Consider the following 17,717-nt stretch of genomic DNA (forward strand, 5'->3'; position numbering starts at 1 on the left):
GAGGCTCGCGCTCCCGCAGATGGCCAAGCATTCGGTCGCCCTGCACCCCATCAACTACGCGGTCTGGTACGAGTATGTGTCGGGCCGCAGCAGCGACCTGAAGGCCGAGATCGAGCGGCTCACCGCCGACGGGCGGGCCCTGACCGAGGCCGACGTGGCCCGGCTGTTCAAGGCCTATGTCGCGCCGGTCGGGCTCGAGACCTCCGAGCGGGTGGCCGAGAACGCCCGCCGCATCCTGCGCAGCATGGAGCAGGATGCGCTGGAGGCGACCGACCGCACCTCGGCCTTCGACCAGTCGCTGTCGCAGTGGCAGGCCGAGCTCGATCGCGAGGCGAACGGTGGCGCGGTGCTGCAGGGCGTGGTGGACAGCACGCGCGAGATGTCGGAAGCGATGCGCCAGCTGCAGAGCCGGCTGGACGTGAACCAGCGCGAGATCGCGCAGCTACGGGCCGAGGTGGCTGCCGCCCGCAGCGAGGCACAGACCGACAGCCTGACCGGCCTGCACAACCGCCGCTCCTTCGAGCAGCACATCGCCAAGTTCCTGGCCGACCGCGAGGCGGCGATGTCGCTGGTGCTGGTCGACATCGACCACTTCAAGCTGGTCAACGACACCCACGGCCATCTGTTCGGTGACCAGGTGCTGATGGCGGTGGCGCGGGTGCTGAAGGAGAGCGTGCGCAACGACGACCTGGCCGCCCGCATCGGCGGCGAGGAGTTCGCACTGCTGCTGCCGTCGACGCCGCTCAAGGGCGCGGTCGAGCTGGCCGAGCGCATCCGCACCTCGATCGCCAACAGCCGCATCCGCCGCCGCAACAGCGAGCAGCAGGTCGGGCAGATCACGGTGTCGCTCGGCGTCGCCGACCTGTGGCCCAGCGACAACGGCGAGAGCTGGTTCTCGCGTGCCGACGAGGCGCTCTACGCCTCCAAGCGCGAGGGTCGCAATCGCGTCACGGCGCCGTCGCTGCTGTCACGGCATGCCGTGACCGGCGGCGTCAACCGGTCCTAGAGAAAGCGCTCCAGCAGCTTCTTCGAGCGCCGGTCCAGCGCCAGGCGGTCGCGCACCAGGAACTGGATGCCGTGGCTGTCGACGATCAGCAGCGCGCCGTTGCCGAGCCGGCGGATGTCCTCCTCGCCCTTGAGCACGAAGCTCGTGCTGCCGCGGTCGGTCTCGACCGTCCAGCTGCTGGGCGTCGAGAAGGTCGACACGGCGCTGATCTGCAGGATGGTCGGCATGAACTCGCGGCTGGCGAGCTCCGCCTCCAGCAGGGCGCGCGGGGACGGTGGCAGGGCGCTCAGGCGCTCGATCCAGTGCAGTTCGCGCCCGTCGGCGCCGACGATCGACACGCCTTCGTCGGGCGCGGCGATCGGGAAGGCGCGCACCGGCAGCACGCCGTCGTGCACCGCACCGTCCGCGGCCGTGAGGACCAGGCGACCGAAGGCGTTGCGTTCGAGCCGGAGGTCGCGGTTCTCGTCCATCGCGGGCGCTCCGTTCATGCGAGTTCGGTCGGGTGGGCCGACGGCGACAGTGTCGACGGCGAAGGCTGGTCCAGCGCCGCCTCGCCGTCGTCGCCTTCGACGCGGCGCAGCTGCGCCTCGTAGAGCCGCCAGTAGGCACCGCGCTGCGCCATCAGCGCGTCGTGCGGACCCACCTCGACGATGCGGCCGCGGTCCATCACCACCAGCCGGTCGGCCTTGCGCAGCGTGGAAAGGCGGTGCGCGATGGCAATGGTGGTGCGGCCCTGCACCAGGTTGTCGAGCGCCTTCTGGATTTCCTTCTCGGTCTCGGTATCGACCGAGGAGGTGGCCTCGTCGAGGATCAGGATGCGCGGGTCGATCAGCAGCGCGCGCGCGATGCTGATGCGCTGGCGCTCGCCGCCCGAGAGACCCTGGCCGCGCTCGCCGACCAGCGAGTCGTAGCCCTGCGGCAGCCGCAGGATGAACTCGTGCGCATGCGCGGCGCGGGCCGCGGCCACGATCTCGGCGCGCGTGGCGCCCGGCTTGCCGTAGGCGATGTTCTCGGCGATCGTGCCGAAGAACAGGAAGGGCTCCTGCAGCACCAGGCCGATGTGGCGCCGGTAGTCGGCCACGCCGAAGCGGCGGATGTCGGTGCCGTCGACCTTGATCGCGCCATCGGTCACGTCGTAGAAGCGGCAGATCAGGTTGACCAGCGTGCTCTTGCCGGAGCCGCTGTGGCCCACCAGGCCGATCATCTCGCCCGGTCGGATGTCGAGTTGCAGCCCGCGGATCACGGTGCGTGAGCCGTAGCGGAAGCCGATGTCGGCCAGCTCGATGCGGCCCTGCAGCCGACCGATCGGCTGCGGATGGGCAGGCTCGGGCACGTTCGACACATGGTCGAGGATGTCGAAGATGCGCTTGGCCCCGGCGGCCGCCTTCTGCGTGACCGAGACGATGCGGCTCATGGAGTCGAGCCGGCCGTAGAAGCGGCCGATGTAGGCGATGAAGGCGGTCAGCACGCCGACCGTGATCTCGTTCTTGCTGACCTGCCAGATGCCGAAGGCCCACACCACCAGCAGGCCCACCTCTGTCAGCAGCGACACGGTCGGCGAGAACAGGCTCCAGGTCTTGTTGAGCCGGTCGTTGACCGCGAGGTTGTGCTGGTTCGCGTCGCGGAAGCGGTCGGCCTCGCGCTGTTCCTGGGCGAAGGCCTTCACCACGCGAATGCCGGGGATCGTGTCGGCCAGCACATTGGTCACTTCGGACCACACGCGGTCGATCTTCTCGAAGCCGGTGCGCAGACGGTCGCGCACCAGGTGGATCATCCAGGCGATGAAGGGCAGCGGCAGCAGGGTCACCAGCGCCAGCCAGGGGTTGATCGAGGCCAGGATCACCGCGGTCATGCCGATCATCAGCACGTCGGTCGCGAAATCCAGCGCGTGCAGCGACAGGAAGACGCAGATGCGGTCGGTCTCGGAGCCGATGCGCGCCATCAGGTCGCCGGTGCGCTTGCCACCGAAGTAGTCGAGCGAAAGCCGCAGCAGGTGCTCGAAGGTGGTGGTGCGCAGATCGGCGCCGATGCGCTCGGACACCAGCGCCAGCAGGTAGGTGCGCGCCCAGCTCAGGCCCCAGGCCGCCAGCGCTGCCGCCAGCAGGCCGCCCAGCAGCATCAGCACCAGTTTTGGGTCGATCTGCTGGCCGTTCTGGAACGGGATCAGCACCTCGTCCATCAGCGGGATGGTGAGGTAGGGCGGCACCAGCGTCGCCGCGGTCGAGGCCAGCGTCAGCCCGAAGCCGATCGCCAGCTCCTTGCGGTAGGGCCGGGCGAAGCGCCACAGCCGCAGCAGCACCCAGGTCGAGGGCGGGGTGTTCAGCTCCCGGGCGCACAGCGGGCAGTCGTCGCTGTCGGGCGGCAGCGGCGCCTGGCAGCTGGGGCAGAGCGTGCCGTCGTCGCCGGGCGACTCGCCGGTGCGCTGGCGGGTCTGTTGCAATTCGAACAGTTTCAGCAGGCGCAGCGCCTGCACGTTGTGACGCAGCGTGAAGCGCCAGCCGGCGCGCCGGGTTGCCGGATCGTGCAGTTCCAGGCTGCCGACCCCGGCGTGGTCGGTGTGGCGCAGCGTCAGGTCGCTGTCCAGCGGCCAGACCTGCCAGGCGGCGGCGCCCGGTTCGCGGACCAGCAGGCGGCGGTCGGTGAGCGCCAGCAGCCCGGCGCCGAAATGCAGCCGTGCGTCCAGGTCAACCTCCAGCGTCGCCAGCACGTTCTCTTCCGGTGCGAGCTGCGACTGGAGCGCGATGCGCGCGGGGGAGGCCCCGTCCGCTGGGACGCCGACTGGATGGTGATGATGCATTCTGATTTGTTCTCGAAGACCCACAAGGCGGCCCTCAATCCCTCGGAAGGGCCCGAGATTCTGACCGATGCCGGGTTGGCGTGCCGCATGGAATGCGGCCCGGAGCGTGGTGCCAAGGAGCCGGTCGGGCGCACAATCGTGCGTCGGTCCTGGGCTGCCCGGGCGCCTCGTCCCCGCCGAAAATGAGCAAGAAAAACGACCTGCAACTGCTCCGCATCAATTACCTGCGCGGCCCCAACATCTGGACCTACCGTCCGGTGCTGGAAACCTGGCTCGACCTCGGCGAGCTCGAAGACCACCCCTCCCATCTGTTGCCCGGCTTCAACGAGCGCCTGTGCGCGCTGCTGCCGGCGCTCGAGGAGCACCACTGCGGCGTGGGCGAGCGGGGCGGGTTCCTGCAGCGCCTGCGGGAGGGCACCTGGTGCGGCCACGTGCTGGAGCACGTGGTCATCGAGCTCCTCAACCTGGCGGGCATGCCCACCGGTTTCGGCCAGACTCGCAGCACGTCGCAGCGGGGTGTCTACCGGATGGTGTTTCGCGCCCGCGAGGAGCAGGTCGCGCGCGCGGCGCTGGCCGAAGGCCACCGGCTGCTGATGGCCGCCATCAACGATGAGGCCTTCGATGTCGCTGCGGCCGTGGCCCGCGTGCGCGAGCAGGTCGACGACACCTATTTCGGGCCCAGCACCGCCGCCATCGTCGGCGCCGCCACCGAACGTGGCATCCCGCACATCCGCCTCAATGACGGCAACCTGGTGCAGCTCGGCCACGGTGCCCGCCAGCGCCGCATCTGGACCGCCGAGACCGACCGCACCAGCGCCATCGCCGAGGGCATCGCCGGCGACAAGGACCTGACCAAGCGTCTGCTCAAGTCCTGCGGCGTGCCGGTGCCGGAGGGTGAGGTCGTCGACAGCGTCGAGGCCGCCTGGGAGGCGGCGCAGGACATCGGCCTGCCGGTGGCACTGAAGCCGACCGACGGCAACCACGGCCGCGGCGTCACGCTGGACCTGACCAGCCGCGAGGACATCGAGGCCGCGTATGCCTATGCCGACCTGCACGGCAGCGAGGTCATGGTCGAGCGCCACGTGCCCGGCCAGGAGCACCGCCTGCTGGTGGTGGGCGGCCGGGTGGTGGCCGCAGCGCGCGGCGAGACCGCCTGGGTCACCGGTGACGGCCGTTCCACGGTGAGTGAGCTGGTCGACGCCCAGATCAACACCGACCCGAGGCGCGGCGAGACCGAGGACTTCCCGCTCGGCCTGATCGAGACCGACAAGGACGGCGCGGTGCTGTCCGACCTGCAGCGCCAGGGGCTCGCGCCCGATGCGGTGCCGGCCAGCGGCCGCCGCGTGCTGATCCAGCGCAACGGCAACGTCGCGATCGACTGCAGCGACCAGGTCCACCCCGAGGTCGACCACATCGTGTCGCTCGCCGCGCGCGTGGTGGGCCTGGACATCGCCGGCGTCGACGTCGTGGCCGAGGACATCTCGCGCCCGCTGGCCGAGCAGGGCGGCGCGATCGTCGAGGTCAACGCCGGCCCCGGGCTGCTGATGCACCTGCGGCCGGCCGAGGGCATGCCGCGGCCGGTCGGCCAAGCCATCATCGACCACCTGTTCGCCGAAACGGAAAGCGGGCGCATTCCCATCGTCGGCGTGGCCGGGACCCGAGGCACCCACACCATCGCCCGGCTGGTGGCCTGGCTGGTGCACCTGAGCGGCCGCCACGTCGGGCTGGCCTGCCGCGACGGCCTGTTCCTCGGCGGACGCCGGATCGAGCACGGCGACTGCGCGCACTGGGAAGCCAGCCACCGGCTGCTGATCAACCGGCAGGTGGAGGTGGCGGTGGTGGAGAACGGCGCCGAGGCCATCCTGCGCGACGGCCTCGCCTACGACCGCTGCCAGGTCGGCGTCGTCACCGACCTCGACGGCGCCGCGGCGCTGACGGCGTTCGACATTCGCGAATCCGACCAGATGCTCAAGGTGCTGCGCACCCAGGTCGACGTGGTACTGCCGGACGGCGTGGCGGTGCTCAATGCCGACGACGAGCGGGTGGCCGAACTGGCCGGCCTGTGCGACGGCGAGGTGATCCTCTACGGCGTCGACGCAGCCACACCGGTCCTGCAGGCGCAGCGCGCCCAGGGCGGGCGAGCCGTGTTCCTGCGCCACGGCCGCGCGATCCTGGCCACCGGCGGGGTCGAGACGCAGGGACCCGAATTCACCCGTGGCCGCATGGCCGAGGTGCCGCCGGAGACCATGCTGGCGGCCATCGCCGCCGCCTGGGCGCTGGGGATCGCGCCCGAACTGGCGGCCGCCGGCATCGAGACCTTCCAGCTCGAACCGAAGACCACGCACTGAGCCCCGCCGGGGCCCCGACAATCGACGCGAACGGCGATCTGCCCGAACCACCCGAAGAGCAGCAGCGATGGAAGTTTCCCGCATCCGTGCCTTGCGCGGCCCCAACCTGTGGAGCCGGCACACCGCGATCGAGGCGATCGTCTCGTGCACCGCGCCCGAATGCGAGATCGCCGATCCGGTCGGTCTCGAGGCGCGCCTGCGGGCACTGTTCCCGACCATCGGCGCGCTGCGTACCGCGGTGCCGGGCGTGCCGGTCTCGCTGGCCCACCTGCTCGAGGCGGCGGCGCTGGCGCTGCAGGCGCAGGCCGGCTGCCCGGTGACCTTCAGCCGCACCTCGGCGACCGTCGATCCCGGTGTCTTCCAGGTCGTCGTCGAGTACAGCGAGGAAGAGGTCGGTCGACTGGCCTTCGACCTCGCCCGCGAACTGATCGATGCGGCACTGCACGCTCGCGGCTTCGATGTCGATGCGGCGATCACGCGCCTGCGTGAGACCGACGAGGACGTGCGCCTGGGCCCCAGCACCGGCGCGATCGTCGATGCGGCGCTGGCGCGCAACATCCCCTACCGCCGCCTGACGCAGGGCAGCATGGTGCAGTTCGGCTGGGGGTCGCGGCAACGCCGCATCCAGGCCGCCGAGGTCGACTCGACCAGCGCTGTCTCCGAGGCCATCGCGCAGGACAAGGACCTCACCAAGACGCTGCTGCGTGCCGCCGGCGTGCCGGTGCCGATCGGCCGGCTGGTGGCGAGCGCCGACGAGGCCTGGGCCGTGGCCCTGGAGATCGGCCTGCCGGTGGTGGTCAAGCCGCAGGACGGCAACCAGGGCAAGGGGGTCACGGTCAACATCGTCGACCGCGCCCACCTCGATGTGGCCTTCAAGGCCGCGGCCGAGATCGGCGACGTGATGGTCGAGAAGTTCCTGCCCGGCAGCGACTTCCGCCTGCTGGTGGTGGGCGACCGGCTGGTGGCGGCGGCGCGCCGCGAGCCGCCGCACGTCATCGGCGACGGCGTGCACACGGTGCGCGAACTGGTCGATCTGGTGAACGCCGACCCGCGGCGCGGCACCGGGCATGCCACCTCGCTGACCAAGATCCGCTTCGACGAGATCGCCGTCGCGCGCCTGCAGGTGCAGGGGCTGGCGCCCGATTCGGTGCCCGAGAAGGGCCGCCGCGTGATCCTGCGCAACAACGCCAACCTCAGCACCGGCGGCACCGCCGCCGACGTGACCGACGACGTGCACCCCGAGGTGGCCGCGCGCGCCGTCGCCGCGGCGCAGATGATCGGACTGCACATCTGCGGCGTCGATGTGGTGTGCGAGACGGTGGGTCGCCCGCTCGAAGAGCAGAGCGGCGGCGTGGTCGAGGTCAACGCCGCGCCTGGCCTGCGCATGCACCTGTCGCCCTCGTTCGGCAAGGGTCGCAACGTCGGCGAGGCGATGATCCAGCACCTGTTCGGCCACGGCGACGACGGCCGCATCCCGGTGGTGGCGGTGACGGGTACCAACGGCAAGACCACCACGGCGCGCCTGATCGCCCACCTGTTCGCGACCAGCGGGCTGCGCGTGGGCATGACCAACACCGACGGTGTCTACGTCGAGGGCCGCCAGATCGACAGCGGCGACTGCAGCGGACCCAAGAGCGCGCGCAACGTGCTGATGCACCCCGATGTCGACGCGGCCGTGTTCGAGACCGCACGCGGCGGCGTGTTGCGCGAGGGCCTGGGCTTCGACCGTTGCCAGGTGGCGGTGGTCACCAACATCGGCAGTGGCGACCACCTCGGCCTCAACTACATCACCACCGTCGAGGATCTGGCGGTGCTCAAGCGGGTGATCGTGCAGAACGTGGCGCAGAGCGGCTACGCGGTGCTCAACGCGACCGACGTCAACGTCGCCGCGATGGCCGGCACCTGCCCCGGTGACGTGATTTTCTTCGCGGCCGATCGCCATCACCCGGTGATGGCCACGCACCGCGCGCAGGGCAAGCGCACCGTCTACGTCGAGGGCGACGCGCTGGTCGCGGCGCAGGGCGCCTGGCGCGAGAAGCTGCTGTTGCGCGACATCCCGCTCACGCGCGGCGGCACGATCGGCTTCCAGGTCGAGAACGCCATGGCGGCGGTGGCCGCCGCCTGGGGCGTGGGGCTCGACTGGGACACGGTGCGCCGCGGCCTCGCGAGTTTCGTCAACGACGCCGACAACGCGCCGGGCCGCTTCAACGTGATGGACTTCAAGGGCGCGACGGTGATCGCCGACTACGGCCACAACCCCGACGCGATGCGCGCGCTGGTGGCCGCGGTCGACGCGATGCCGGCCACGCGCCGCGCGGTGGTGATCAGCGGCGCCGGCGACCGGCGTGACGACGACATCCGCGAGCAGACCCAGATCCTCGGTGCCGCGTTCGACGATGTGCTTCTGTATCAGGACGCCGCGCAGCGCGGCCGTGCCGACGGCGAGGTGATCGCGCTGCTGCGCGAGGGCCTGCGGGGCGCGACGCGCACCCGCCACGTCGAGGAGATCCACGGCGAGTTCATCGCCATCGACACCGCGCTCGATCGGCTGAAGCCGGGCGAGCTCTGCCTGGTGCTGGTCGATCAGGTCGAGGAGGCGATGGCGCACCTGGCGCGGCGCGTCGCTGCGGGCTGACCGTCCGCCGCGACCTCCTGCCGGACGGCCGGCGCGTCATGCGCGCCGGCTTCAAGGTCCCGGACGCCCGGTTTTGCCAGGCGCCCGGGGAAACGAACGAGGCGGGGCTCGCCGGTCGGCTTCAGCAGCAGCGGCCGGTGCGCGACCCGTAGCGGGCCTGCTGGCGCTCGCGGAAGAAGTCCTCGTAGCTCATCACCGGCCGGTCCGGGTGGACCGTCCTGGCATGCGCCGCGTAGGCCTCGTAGTCGGGCTGGCCGACCATCAGGCGCATGGCTTGGCCGAGGTAGCGGCCCGCCTTCTCGACGTCTTGCAACAAGCCGGTGAAGCTGCCGGAGGCCATGGGGCGGGCGCTGTGGAAGCAGAGCGAGCGTTCAGCCGCCGGCGCCTTGCGGCATCGGTTCGAACGGCGTTTCGCGCACGGTCGGCGACTGGTTGCCCAGCGCCTTCAAGATCGACTTGACCGCATAGAACACCGTGCTCACGACGACCAGCATGAACAGCACGCACAAGCTGGCGTTGATGTAGTCGTTGACCACGATGTGGCGCATCGCGTCGAGCGACTTGGCCGGCGCCAGCACCGTCCCCTGCGCCAGCGCGTCGCCGAACTTCTGCGCGTGGGCCAGGAAGCCGACCTTCGGATCCGGCGAGAACAGCTTCAGCCAGCCGGCGGTCAGCGTGCAGATCAGCAGCCACGCCGCCGGCACGATGGTGACCCAGGCGTAGCGCTGGCGCTTCATCTTGAACAGCACCACGGTGCCCAGCGTCAGCGCCACGGCGGCCAGCATCTGGTTGGAGATGCCGAACAGCGGCCACAGCGTGTTGATGCCGCCCAGCGGATCCACCACGCCGGCGTACAGGAAGTAGCCCCAGGTCGCCACGCACAGGCCGGTGGCGATCAGGTTGGCGGGCAGCGAGTCGGTGCGCTTCATCGCCGGGATGAAGTTGCCCAGCAGGTCCTGCAGCATGAAGCGCCCGGCGCGCGTGCCGGCGTCGACCGCGGTCAGGATGAACAGCGCCTCGAACAGGATCGCGAAGTGGTACCAGAAGGCCATCATCGCGGGCCCGCCGACCACCTGGTGCAGGATGTGCGCCATGCCCACGGCCAGCGTCGGTGCGCCGCCGGCGCGTGCGAGGATGGTGTTCTCGCCCACGTCCTTGGCGGTCTGGATCAGCACGTCGGGCGTGATCACGAAGCCCCAGGTCGACAGGGTCTGCGCCACCGCCTCCGGCGTCGTGCCGATCAGCGCGGCCGGGCTGTTCATCGCGAAGTAGATGCCCGGCTGGATCACCGAGGCCGCCACCAGCGCCATGATCGCGACGAAGGACTCGGCCAGCATGCCGCCGTAGCCGATGAAGCGCGCGTGCGTCTCGTTCTCCAGCATCTTGGGCGTGGTGCCCGACGAGATCAGCGCATGGAAGCCCGACACCGCGCCGCAGGCGATGGTGATGAACAGGAAGGGGAACAGGTTGCCCGACCACACCGGGCCGTTGCCCTGCGCGAACTGGGTCAGTGCCGGCATCTGCAGCGTCGGTGCGACGATCAGGATGCCGATCGCCAGCGCGATGATGGTGCCGATCTTCAGGAAGGTCGACAGGTAGTCGCGCGGCGCCAGCAGCAGCCACACCGGCAAGACCGAGGCGATGAAGCCGTAGCCGATCAGCATCCAGGTGAGAGCCTTGCCGTCGAAGTCGAACAGCGCGGACAGGGCCGCATGCTCGTGCACCCAGCCGCCCAGCCAGATGGCCGCCATCAGCAGCACGAAGCCGATCGCCGAGACCTCGCCGATGCGCCCTGGCCGCAGGTAGCGGCTGTAGATGCCCATGAACAGCGCGACCGGGATCGTCAGGCCCACGGTGACCGCACCCCACGGCGAGTGCGCCAGCGCCTTGACGACGATCAGCGCCAGCACCGCCAGGATGATGATCATGATCATGAAGGCGCCGAACAGCGTGATGACGCCCGGCACCGTGCCCATCTCCTGCTTCACCAGCTCGCCGAGCGAACGGCCGTCGCGCCGCGTGGAGATGAACAGCACGATGAAGTCCTGCACCGCGCCGGCGAACACCACGCCGGCCAGCAGCCACAGCATGCCCGGCAGGTAGCCCATCTGTGCGGCCAGTACCGGGCCGACCAGCGGACCGGCGCCCGCGATCGCGGCGAAGTGGTGGCCGTAGAGCACGTACTTGTTGGTCGGCACGTAGTCCAGGCCATCGTTGTGGCGGTGTGCCGGCGTCTGCCGGTTCGGATCGAGACCCAGCACCTTGGTCGCCAGGAACAGGCTGTAGTAGCGGTAGGCGATGAGGTAGACGCACAGGGCGGCCACCACCACCCACAGGGCGCTGATGGCTTCACCGCGCTGCAGCGCGATGGTCGCCAGCGCGAACGCGCCGACGATGGCGACGAGCACCCAGGGAAGGTGCTTGCGTAGATGGGTCATGGGGGTCTCCTGAACACTGAGGGGCCGTGCCCCCGTGGTCGTCCGACCCGGATGCACTGGAATGGGCGTCAGTGTCCGCAGCGGTGCATCCTGAAACAAGCGTCGCACCACGTAGGGGGCTGCGTGGGACCACTTAGGGACCAGACCGGGGTGAGGGAGGACCTCAGCCCTCGTCTTCGCGGTAGCGCCGGCCGTGCTCGACCGCGTACTTGATCAGCTCCGCCTGACCCTCGATGCCCAGCTTGCGCTTGATGTTCTGGCGATGCGTCTCGACGGTGCGCACGCTCAGGTCCAGCCGCTCGGCGATCTGCTTGCTCGACAGGCCGTCGGCCAGGCAGGCGAGGATCTCGCTCTCCCGGTGCGAGACCAGCGGCTTCGGCGCCTGGCCGCGGAACAGGCGCTTGGACACTGACGGACTCAGGAAGGTGCCGCCGGCGCACACCGCCTCGATGGCCGCGATGATGTCGGCCGAGGGCGCGTCCTTCAGCACGTAGCCGCGGGCGCCGGCCTGCATGGCCTGCTGCACGTACTCGGGGTTGTCGTACATGCTGAGCACCAGCACGGCCACCGCCGGATGGCGCTGCGCCAGCAGGCGGGTGAGCTCGATGCCGTTGATCTCGCGCATGCCGACGTCCATCAGCACCAGGCCGGGGTGCAGCTGCGGGATCAGCTCCAGCGCCTCTCGTGCGCTGCCGGCCTCGCCCACCACCTCGAGCCAGGCGATCGCCTGCAGGCGCGAGCGCAGGCCCTCGCGCACGAGCGGGTGGTCGTCGACGATCAGCAGTCGGACGCGGGGCGCGTCGGGTTCGTGGCTCATCAGGCCTCCTTCAGGCGGCGCAGCTGCGCCTCGGGCACGTCGGCGATCAGCTCGGTGAGACCGCTGCGCGAGCGGATGCGGAACGATCCGCCGATCGAGGCGAGGCGCTCGCGCATGTTGCGCAGGCCGATCCCGCGACGCGGGTCGAGCTGCACCGCGGCGAGGTCGAAGCCGCGGCCGTCGTCGAGGATCGCGAGCCGCAGGCCGCTGGGCCGGAACGCCAGCCGGATGCGCACCGACTGCGCGGCGGCGTGCTTCTCGATGTTGGTCAGCGCCTCCTGCGTCACGCGGAACAGCACGGTCTTCACGTCGTCCGGCAACTCGATCGACGGCCCGCGCATGCGCATCGAGAACGCCAGCCCGCTGTGGTCGCCGAACTCCCGGCCCAGGTGCTCCAGCGCTGCGGGCAGGCCCAGCACGTCGAGCATCGCCGGGCGCAGGCGGTGCGAGATGCGCCGCACCTCGGTCAGCGCGTCGGCCAGGCGCACCGCGGCGCGCTCCAGCGGCACGGCGGCCTGGGCCGGCTCGCGCTCGATCTGCTCGATCGCCGACTCGATCAGCAGCTTGATCGACACCAGCGTCTGGCTGGTGCCGTCGTGCAGCTCGCGCGAGAGGTGGGCGCGCTCGGACTCCTGTGACTGCACCACCTGCTGCGCGAGCTGGCGCAGCTTGGCGTCGGCCTCCTTGTGTTCGCTGAGGTTGAGCGCCAGGCCGCACACCGTGATCAGCGCGATGCCCGACAGCGCGATGCCGGCGATCCACAGGAACGTGGTCTCGATGTTGGCCGCCACCTGATGGTCCAGCTGCGCCATCGTGGCTTGCACGTCGTCGAGGTAGAGGCCGGTGCCGAGCATCCAGTTCCAGCGCGGCAGCGCGATCACGTAGCCCAGCTTGGGCGTGGTCTGCCGTGTGGATGGCTTGCGCCACAGGTAGTCGATGAAGCCGCCGCCCTCGCTCGCCTTGGCGATCAGCTGCTGGATGGTCGGGTGGCCCGCCTCGTCGCGCAGCTCCCACAGGTCGTTGCCCACCAGCTCGGGCTGGCGTGGGTGCATCAGGCTCCGGCCCTGCAGGTCGTAGAGGAAGAAGTAGCCGTCGGTGCCGTAGTCCAGCGACGCCAGCAGCTTCATCGCGGCCTGGCGCGTGGCCTCGCTGTCGTCGCCCGAGTCGTACAGCGGCGCGATGGTGCTGCGCGCGAGCTCGACGTAGTGGCGCAGCTCGGTGCGCTTGGAGCTCATGTAGGCGCTCTCGACCAGCTCGCGTTCGCGCGCCGCCAGCGCGCGCTCCTGGTGGCGCACGGCCAGCGCGATCAGCACGATCGACGCCAGCAGCGGCACCACGGCGAGGAGGACGATCTTGCTCTTGAGTCGCATGTTTCGTGGATGGTATCCACAGCGGCAGGGCGGGCGGTCTGCCGCAGGGCCCTGTAGGACAGCCGCTACCCGCGCTCGCGGCGGCGTCCGATGTCCGGCGCGGCGCGCGGCGCAAATACTCCGCACACGTTATCCCGACCTCAGGAGTCCTCATGCACACCCCCCTTCGATTCAAGCCCGCTCTTCTCGCCCTGTGTACCGCCGCCGCATTCGCAGCCTCGCCCGCCTTCGCGGCCGGCATGAGCAAGGCCGAGTACTCGGCCGCCAAGGACCGCATCGGCGCCGACTACAAGCTCGCCAAGGCCTCCTGCGACCGCCTGTCCGGCAACGGCAAGGACGTCTGCGAGGAAGAGGCCGAGGCCAAGGAGAAGGTCGCCAAGGCCGAGCTCGAGGCCGCGTACACCGGCAAGCCCGGCGACCGCGCGAAGGTGGCCGAGGTGAAGGCCGACACCGCCTACGAGGTCGCGAAGGAACGCTGTGACGATCTCGCCGGCAACGCCAAGGACGTGTGCGTCCAGGAAGCCAAGGCGGCCCACACGAAGGCGCGCGCCGATGCCAAGCTGGTCAGCGCCACCGGCAAGGCGCAGATGGAGGCGCGTGATGAGAAGCGCGAGGCCAACTACAAGGTCGAGGCCGAGAAGTGCGATGCGCTCGCAGGCGACGCCAAGTCGACTTGCGTGGCCGATGCCAAGGCCCGCTACGGCAAGAGTTGAGCCGCCTGACACGTTCCCGACAAGCCGGCCTCGCGCCGGCTTTTTTTCGCTGTCGATGTCGATCCGGGACTCGATGTAAGCCCTGCGTCACCCGGTACCCGCATACCTGAACCTTTGGACCCGAGAGCTTTCATGAAATCCACCGACCTTCCCGCTGCGATGTTCTTCCCGATCGGTCTGTGGCTGGGCGTCGCGAGCAAGACGCAGGAGATGCTGCTCGCGTCGTCCCAGGTCATCGCGACCCGCAGCGCGCGCATGGCGTCGGCCGGGCCGCTGCCGTCGGCCGCCGACCAGCGCGAGTTCGCGCTGATGGGCAGCGAGAAGCTGGACGCCTTCTCGCAATCTGCTGCCGCCCTGGGTCGCGCCTGGACTCCGGCGGTGCAGACGCTCAACGCCCAGGCCCTGCAGGGCTGGCTGGCGATCATGAACAACGCCTTCGCGCTGGCTGGCAGCCGCACGCCGGCCCAGGCGATGCGTCGCCACAAGACGCTGGTCAGCACGGTGATGCGGCGCGCACCGACGCTGCAGCGTGCCTCCGATGCAGCGGCGCGCGTGACCCACAGCGCGCTCGCGCCGGTACACCGCACCGCGACCGCCAACGCGCGCCGGCTCGGCTCGGCCAAGAAGACGAGCCGGCGCTGAGTCGCCAGGCACCGGCGTGGCCGGCCGTAGCATCTCAGGCCGGGGCACCCGGCGGGCGGGGAGGGCGCGCGGATGGATCAGGTCGATGCGGTGGTTGTCGGGGCCGGGGTCGTGGGGCTGGCGGTCGGTCGCGCGCTGGCGCGGCGCGGCTTCGAGACCGTGGTGCTTGAAAGCGAGACCGCGATCGGCACCGTCACCAGCGCGCGCAACAGCGAGGTGATCCATGCCGGCCTCTACTACCCCTCCGGTTCGCTGAAGGCGCGGCTGTGCGTGGCCGGCAAGGCGGCGCTCTACGCCTACTGCGCCGAGCGCGGCATCGCGCACCGGCGCTGCGGCAAGCTGATCGTCGCGACCGGGCCGACGCAGCATGCGGCGCTGCACGCGCTGAGCCGGCGTGCGGCCGACAACGGCGTCGACGACCTGCAACTCCTGACGCCGGACGCTGCGCGTGCGCTCGAACCCGCGCTCGCCTGCAGCGAGGCACTGCTGTCGCCGTCGACCGGCATCGTCGACAGCCACGGCCTGATGCTCGCGCTGCAGGGCGACCTGGAGTCGGCCGGCGGCGCGGTGGCGCTGGCCTCGCGCGTCGAGCGCATCGAGGTCGGGCGACCGCACCGTGTGCAGGCAGCCGGCATGACGCTGGGCGCGCGCATCGTCGTCAATGCCGCCGGGCTGTGGGCGCCGGCGCTCGCACGGCGCACCGAGGGGCTGGCGCCGGCCTTCCAGCCGCCGGGCCGGTTCGCGAAGGGCAGCTACTTCGCGTTGCCGGGCCGGGCGCCGTTCTCGCATCTCATCTACCCGATGCCGGAGGTGGCCGGCCTCGGCGTCCACCTGACGCTCGATCTCGGCGGCCAGGCGCGCTTCGGGCCCGATGTGGAATGGGTCGAGCCCGGTCCCGCCGCCGCGGGCGGTGACGGCACGCTCGACTACCGCGTCGACGTTCGGCGCGCCGATGGCTTCTATGCGGAGATCCGCCGCTACTGGCCGGCGCTTCCCGACGGCGCGCTGCAGCCGGCCTACAGCGGCGTGCGACCCAAGCTGTCGGGCCCGGGCGAGCCGGCGGCCGACTTCCGCATCGACGGCCCGGCCGAGCACGGCATCGAGGGCCTGGTGAACCTGCTCGGCATCGAGTCGCCGGGCCTGACGGCCAGCCTCGCGCTGGCCGACGAGACGCTGCGGCGCCTGGCTGCGTGAGCCGCTGCCTCGAGCAGAACCGGCCCGGAAGGCCGCGGCTCCGCCGGAAAGTATCCTCTGCACCATGTACGCGCAATTCTTCGGCCTGAGCCAGGAGCCTTTCTCGATCGCGCCCGACCCGCGTTTCCTCTTCATGAGCGAGCGGCACCGGGAGGCGCTGGCCCATCTGCTCTACGGCGTGCGCGGCGGCGGCGGCTTCGTGCTGCTGACCGGCGAGATCGGGGCCGGCAAGACCACGGTGTGTCGCCTGCTGCTGGAGCAGGTGCCCAAGCGCTGCAACGTCGCCTACATCTTCAACCCCAAGCTCACCGTCGAGGAGCTGCTGAAGTCGGTGTGCGACGAGTTCGGCATCCCCTACGCGCACCCGGGCCCCGGCGCGGCCACGGTGAAGGACTACCTCGATCCGCTCAATCGCTTCCTGCTGCAGACCCATGCGGTCGGACAGAGCAACGTGCTGATCATCGACGAGGCGCAGAACCTGTCGGCCGACGTGCTGGAACAACTGCGCCTGCTGACCAACCTGGAGACCAACGAGCGCAAGCTGCTGCAGATCGTGCTGATCGGGCAACCCGAGCTGCGCCAGATGCTGGCGCGGCCCGAACTGGAGCAGCTGGCGCAGCGCGTGATCGCGCGCTACCACCTCGAGGCGCTGACGGAGACCGAGACGCTGCAGTACATCCGGCACCGACTCACCATCTCGGGCCTGAACCGCGCGCTGCCTTTCGATCGCGAGTCGGTGCAGCGCATCCACCAGCTGTCGCGCGGCGTGCCGCGCCGCATCAACCTGCTGTGTGACCGGGCGCTGCTCGGCGCCTATTCGTCCGGCGCGCACCGCGTGCGGCGCGAGATCGTCGACAAGGCCGCGCGCGAGGTGTTCGAGACCCCGTCGCCGATGAACCCGCGCCGCTGGTTGCAGCGGCGTCCGGCGGTGCTGGGGCTGGGCCTGGTCGGCGGCGCCGTGCTGTTCGCGGCGGGCAGCTGGATGCTCGGCGGCGGGCGGTCGTCATCGGAACGCGGCGCCGCGAGCGCGGTGACGGCGGTCGCGGCCTCGGCGAAGCCGGCGCCCGAAGCGGCGGCCTCTACCGCGGCGGTGGCCCCGCCACCGGCGGCCGCCGCCTCGGTGGCTGCCTCGGCGCCGGCGCCGCTGGCGCTGGCCGCTGCCGATCTGCAGGCGCAGTTCAAGACCCTGGTGCGCGACCCGAACGAGGCGCTGCGGGAGCTGGCGCCGGCCTGGAAGCTGAGCCTGGCCGACGACGGCGACCCGTGCCTGCTTGTGCCGGCGCAGCAGGTGCACTGCCACGCGGGTCGCAGCAATCTCGCGCTGGTGCGGTTGCTCGGTCGGCCCGGCATCGTGAGCCTGAATGACGCGGCCGGGCAGCCGGTCTATGCACAGCTCACCGGCCTCACGGCGCAGAGCGCGACGCTGCGCATGGGCGGCGTCGCGCAGACCCTCACGCTCGGTTCCTTCACGCGCCTGTGGCGCGGCGATTTCACGACACTGTGGCGCGTGCCGCCGGGCTACACCGTTGCCGCGGCGGGCAAGGCGGCCATCCCCGCCGACTGGCTGGCCGCACGGCTGGCCACCGCGGCCGGCGACGCCGCACCGGGCGAGACGTCGGCGGCGGCGCTCAAGCCGCGCATCGCCGCCTTCCAGTCCACCCAGGGTCTGGCACCGGATGGTCTGGCCGGGCCGATCACACTGATGCAGCTCAACCGCGCCACCGGCGTGGACGAGCCCCGCCTGCAGACCGAGTGAC

13 protein-coding genes are annotated in these 17,717 nt (G+C 70.7%); 7 read left to right on the top strand and 6 right to left on the bottom strand.

Features of this window, described 5'->3' with window-relative positions; genetic code table 11:
• Positions 1 to 19: 19 nt before the first annotated feature.
• Positions 20 to 1,006 carry a GGDEF domain-containing protein gene (locus MPE_RS05090; RefSeq protein WP_148210893.1) on the top strand — a complete coding sequence of 329 codons (987 nt, stop codon included), beginning with the start codon at positions 20 to 22 and terminating at the stop codon, positions 1,004 to 1,006.
• On the opposite strand, the gene MPE_RS05095 is transcribed toward MPE_RS05090, so the two are convergent.
• A complete protein-coding gene (locus MPE_RS05095; RefSeq protein WP_049820765.1) occupies positions 1,003 to 1,494 on the bottom strand; it encodes a cyanophycin metabolism-associated DUF1854 family protein in 492 nt (163 codons plus the stop codon). The two genes, MPE_RS05090 and MPE_RS05095, sit on opposite strands and share 4 nt — an antisense overlap.
• Entirely contained in the window at positions 1,491 to 3,803 is a 2,313-nt protein-coding gene (locus tag MPE_RS05100) for a cyanophycin metabolism-associated ABC transporter (RefSeq protein ID WP_041929542.1), read from the bottom strand. Before MPE_RS05100 ends, MPE_RS05095 begins: the two co-directional genes overlap by 4 nt.
• A gap of 182 nt (positions 3,804 to 3,985) precedes the next feature.
• On the opposite strand from MPE_RS05100, the gene MPE_RS05105 reads away from it, so the two are divergent.
• Together MPE_RS05105 and cphA are read left to right on the top strand one after the other, a co-directional pair.
• Complete coding sequence (locus MPE_RS05105) at positions 3,986 to 6,151, top strand: cyanophycin synthetase (protein WP_041929543.1); 2,166 nt, start codon at positions 3,986 to 3,988, stop codon at positions 6,149 to 6,151.
• Positions 6,152 to 6,218: 67 nt separating this feature from the next.
• Positions 6,219 to 8,786: a cyanophycin synthetase gene (gene cphA / locus MPE_RS05110; protein WP_011828623.1), complete on the top strand. Its 2,568-nt coding sequence runs from the start codon at positions 6,219 to 6,221 to the stop codon at positions 8,784 to 8,786.
• Positions 8,787 to 8,907: 121 nt separating this feature from the next.
• On the opposite strand, the gene MPE_RS05115 is transcribed toward cphA, so the two are convergent.
• From MPE_RS05115 to MPE_RS05130, 4 genes are all read right to left on the bottom strand, one after another.
• The gene (locus tag MPE_RS05115) at positions 8,908 to 9,126 is read right to left on the bottom strand and encodes a YbdD/YjiX family protein (protein WP_011828624.1); all 219 of its coding nucleotides are present in this window, start codon (positions 9,124 to 9,126) and stop codon (positions 8,908 to 8,910) included.
• 31 nt (positions 9,127 to 9,157) lie between these two features.
• On the bottom strand, positions 9,158 to 11,224 hold the full coding sequence (locus MPE_RS05120; protein WP_011828625.1) for a carbon starvation CstA family protein: 2,067 nt from the start codon (positions 11,222 to 11,224) through the stop codon (positions 9,158 to 9,160).
• Positions 11,225 to 11,387: 163 nt separating this feature from the next.
• Positions 11,388 to 12,041, bottom strand: a complete 654-nt coding sequence (locus MPE_RS05125) for a response regulator transcription factor (RefSeq protein WP_011828626.1) — start codon at positions 12,039 to 12,041, stop codon at positions 11,388 to 11,390.
• Positions 12,041 to 13,411, bottom strand: coding sequence for a cache domain-containing protein (locus MPE_RS05130; protein ID WP_011828627.1), 1,371 nt, complete (start codon positions 13,409 to 13,411; stop codon positions 12,041 to 12,043). Before MPE_RS05130 ends, MPE_RS05125 begins: the two co-directional genes overlap by 1 nt.
• Positions 13,412 to 13,563: 152 nt before the next feature.
• Here MPE_RS05130 and MPE_RS05135 point away from each other — a divergent pair, with 152 nt between their 5' ends.
• The 4 genes from MPE_RS05135 to MPE_RS05150 all read left to right on the top strand — a co-directional run bounded on the left by MPE_RS05135 (position 13,564) and on the right by MPE_RS05150 (position 17,716).
• A complete protein-coding gene (locus MPE_RS05135; protein ID WP_011828628.1) occupies positions 13,564 to 14,124 on the top strand; it encodes a hypothetical protein in 561 nt (186 codons plus the stop codon).
• A gap of 132 nt (positions 14,125 to 14,256) precedes the next feature.
• On the top strand, positions 14,257 to 14,766 hold the full coding sequence (locus MPE_RS05140; protein WP_011828629.1) for a polyhydroxyalkanoate granule-associated phasin: 510 nt from the start codon (positions 14,257 to 14,259) through the stop codon (positions 14,764 to 14,766).
• 72 nt (positions 14,767 to 14,838) lie between these two features.
• Positions 14,839 to 15,960 (top strand): NAD(P)/FAD-dependent oxidoreductase, encoded by a 1,122-nt coding sequence (locus tag MPE_RS05145; RefSeq protein ID WP_011828630.1) that lies wholly within the window; start codon positions 14,839 to 14,841, stop codon positions 15,958 to 15,960.
• A gap of 64 nt (positions 15,961 to 16,024) precedes the next feature.
• The gene (locus MPE_RS05150; protein WP_011828631.1) at positions 16,025 to 17,716 is read left to right on the top strand and encodes an ExeA family protein; all 1,692 of its coding nucleotides are present in this window, start codon (positions 16,025 to 16,027) and stop codon (positions 17,714 to 17,716) included.
• Position 17,717: the final 1 nt, after the last annotated feature.

The organism is Methylibium petroleiphilum PM1 (genome assembly GCF_000015725.1).
Taxonomy (GTDB): domain Bacteria; phylum Pseudomonadota; class Gammaproteobacteria; order Burkholderiales; family Burkholderiaceae_C; genus Methylibium; species Methylibium petroleiphilum.

Coding starts and splice junctions, on each gene's coding strand:
- MPE_RS05125 (WP_011828626.1), bottom strand. CDS start 12,041: ATGAGCCACGAACCCGACGCGCCCCGCGTCCGACTGCTGATCGTCGAC.
- MPE_RS05090 (WP_148210893.1), top strand. CDS start 20: ATGGCCAAGCATTCGGTCGCCCTGCACCCCATCAACTACGCGGTCTGG.
- MPE_RS05130 (WP_011828627.1), bottom strand. CDS start 13,411: ATGCGACTCAAGAGCAAGATCGTCCTCCTCGCCGTGGTGCCGCTGCTG.
- MPE_RS05150 (WP_011828631.1), top strand. CDS start 16,025: ATGTACGCGCAATTCTTCGGCCTGAGCCAGGAGCCTTTCTCGATCGCG.
- MPE_RS05145 (WP_011828630.1), top strand. CDS start 14,839: ATGGATCAGGTCGATGCGGTGGTTGTCGGGGCCGGGGTCGTGGGGCTG.
- cphA (WP_011828623.1), top strand. CDS start 6,219: ATGGAAGTTTCCCGCATCCGTGCCTTGCGCGGCCCCAACCTGTGGAGC.
- MPE_RS05095 (WP_049820765.1), bottom strand. CDS start 1,494: ATGAACGGAGCGCCCGCGATGGACGAGAACCGCGACCTCCGGCTCGAA.
- MPE_RS05115 (WP_011828624.1), bottom strand. CDS start 9,126: ATGGCCTCCGGCAGCTTCACCGGCTTGTTGCAAGACGTCGAGAAGGCG.
- MPE_RS05135 (WP_011828628.1), top strand. CDS start 13,564: ATGCACACCCCCCTTCGATTCAAGCCCGCTCTTCTCGCCCTGTGTACC.
- MPE_RS05100 (WP_041929542.1), bottom strand. CDS start 3,803: ATGCATCATCACCATCCAGTCGGCGTCCCAGCGGACGGGGCCTCCCCC.
- MPE_RS05120 (WP_011828625.1), bottom strand. CDS start 11,224: ATGACCCATCTACGCAAGCACCTTCCCTGGGTGCTCGTCGCCATCGTC.
- MPE_RS05105 (WP_041929543.1), top strand. CDS start 3,986: ATGAGCAAGAAAAACGACCTGCAACTGCTCCGCATCAATTACCTGCGC.
- MPE_RS05140 (WP_011828629.1), top strand. CDS start 14,257: ATGAAATCCACCGACCTTCCCGCTGCGATGTTCTTCCCGATCGGTCTG.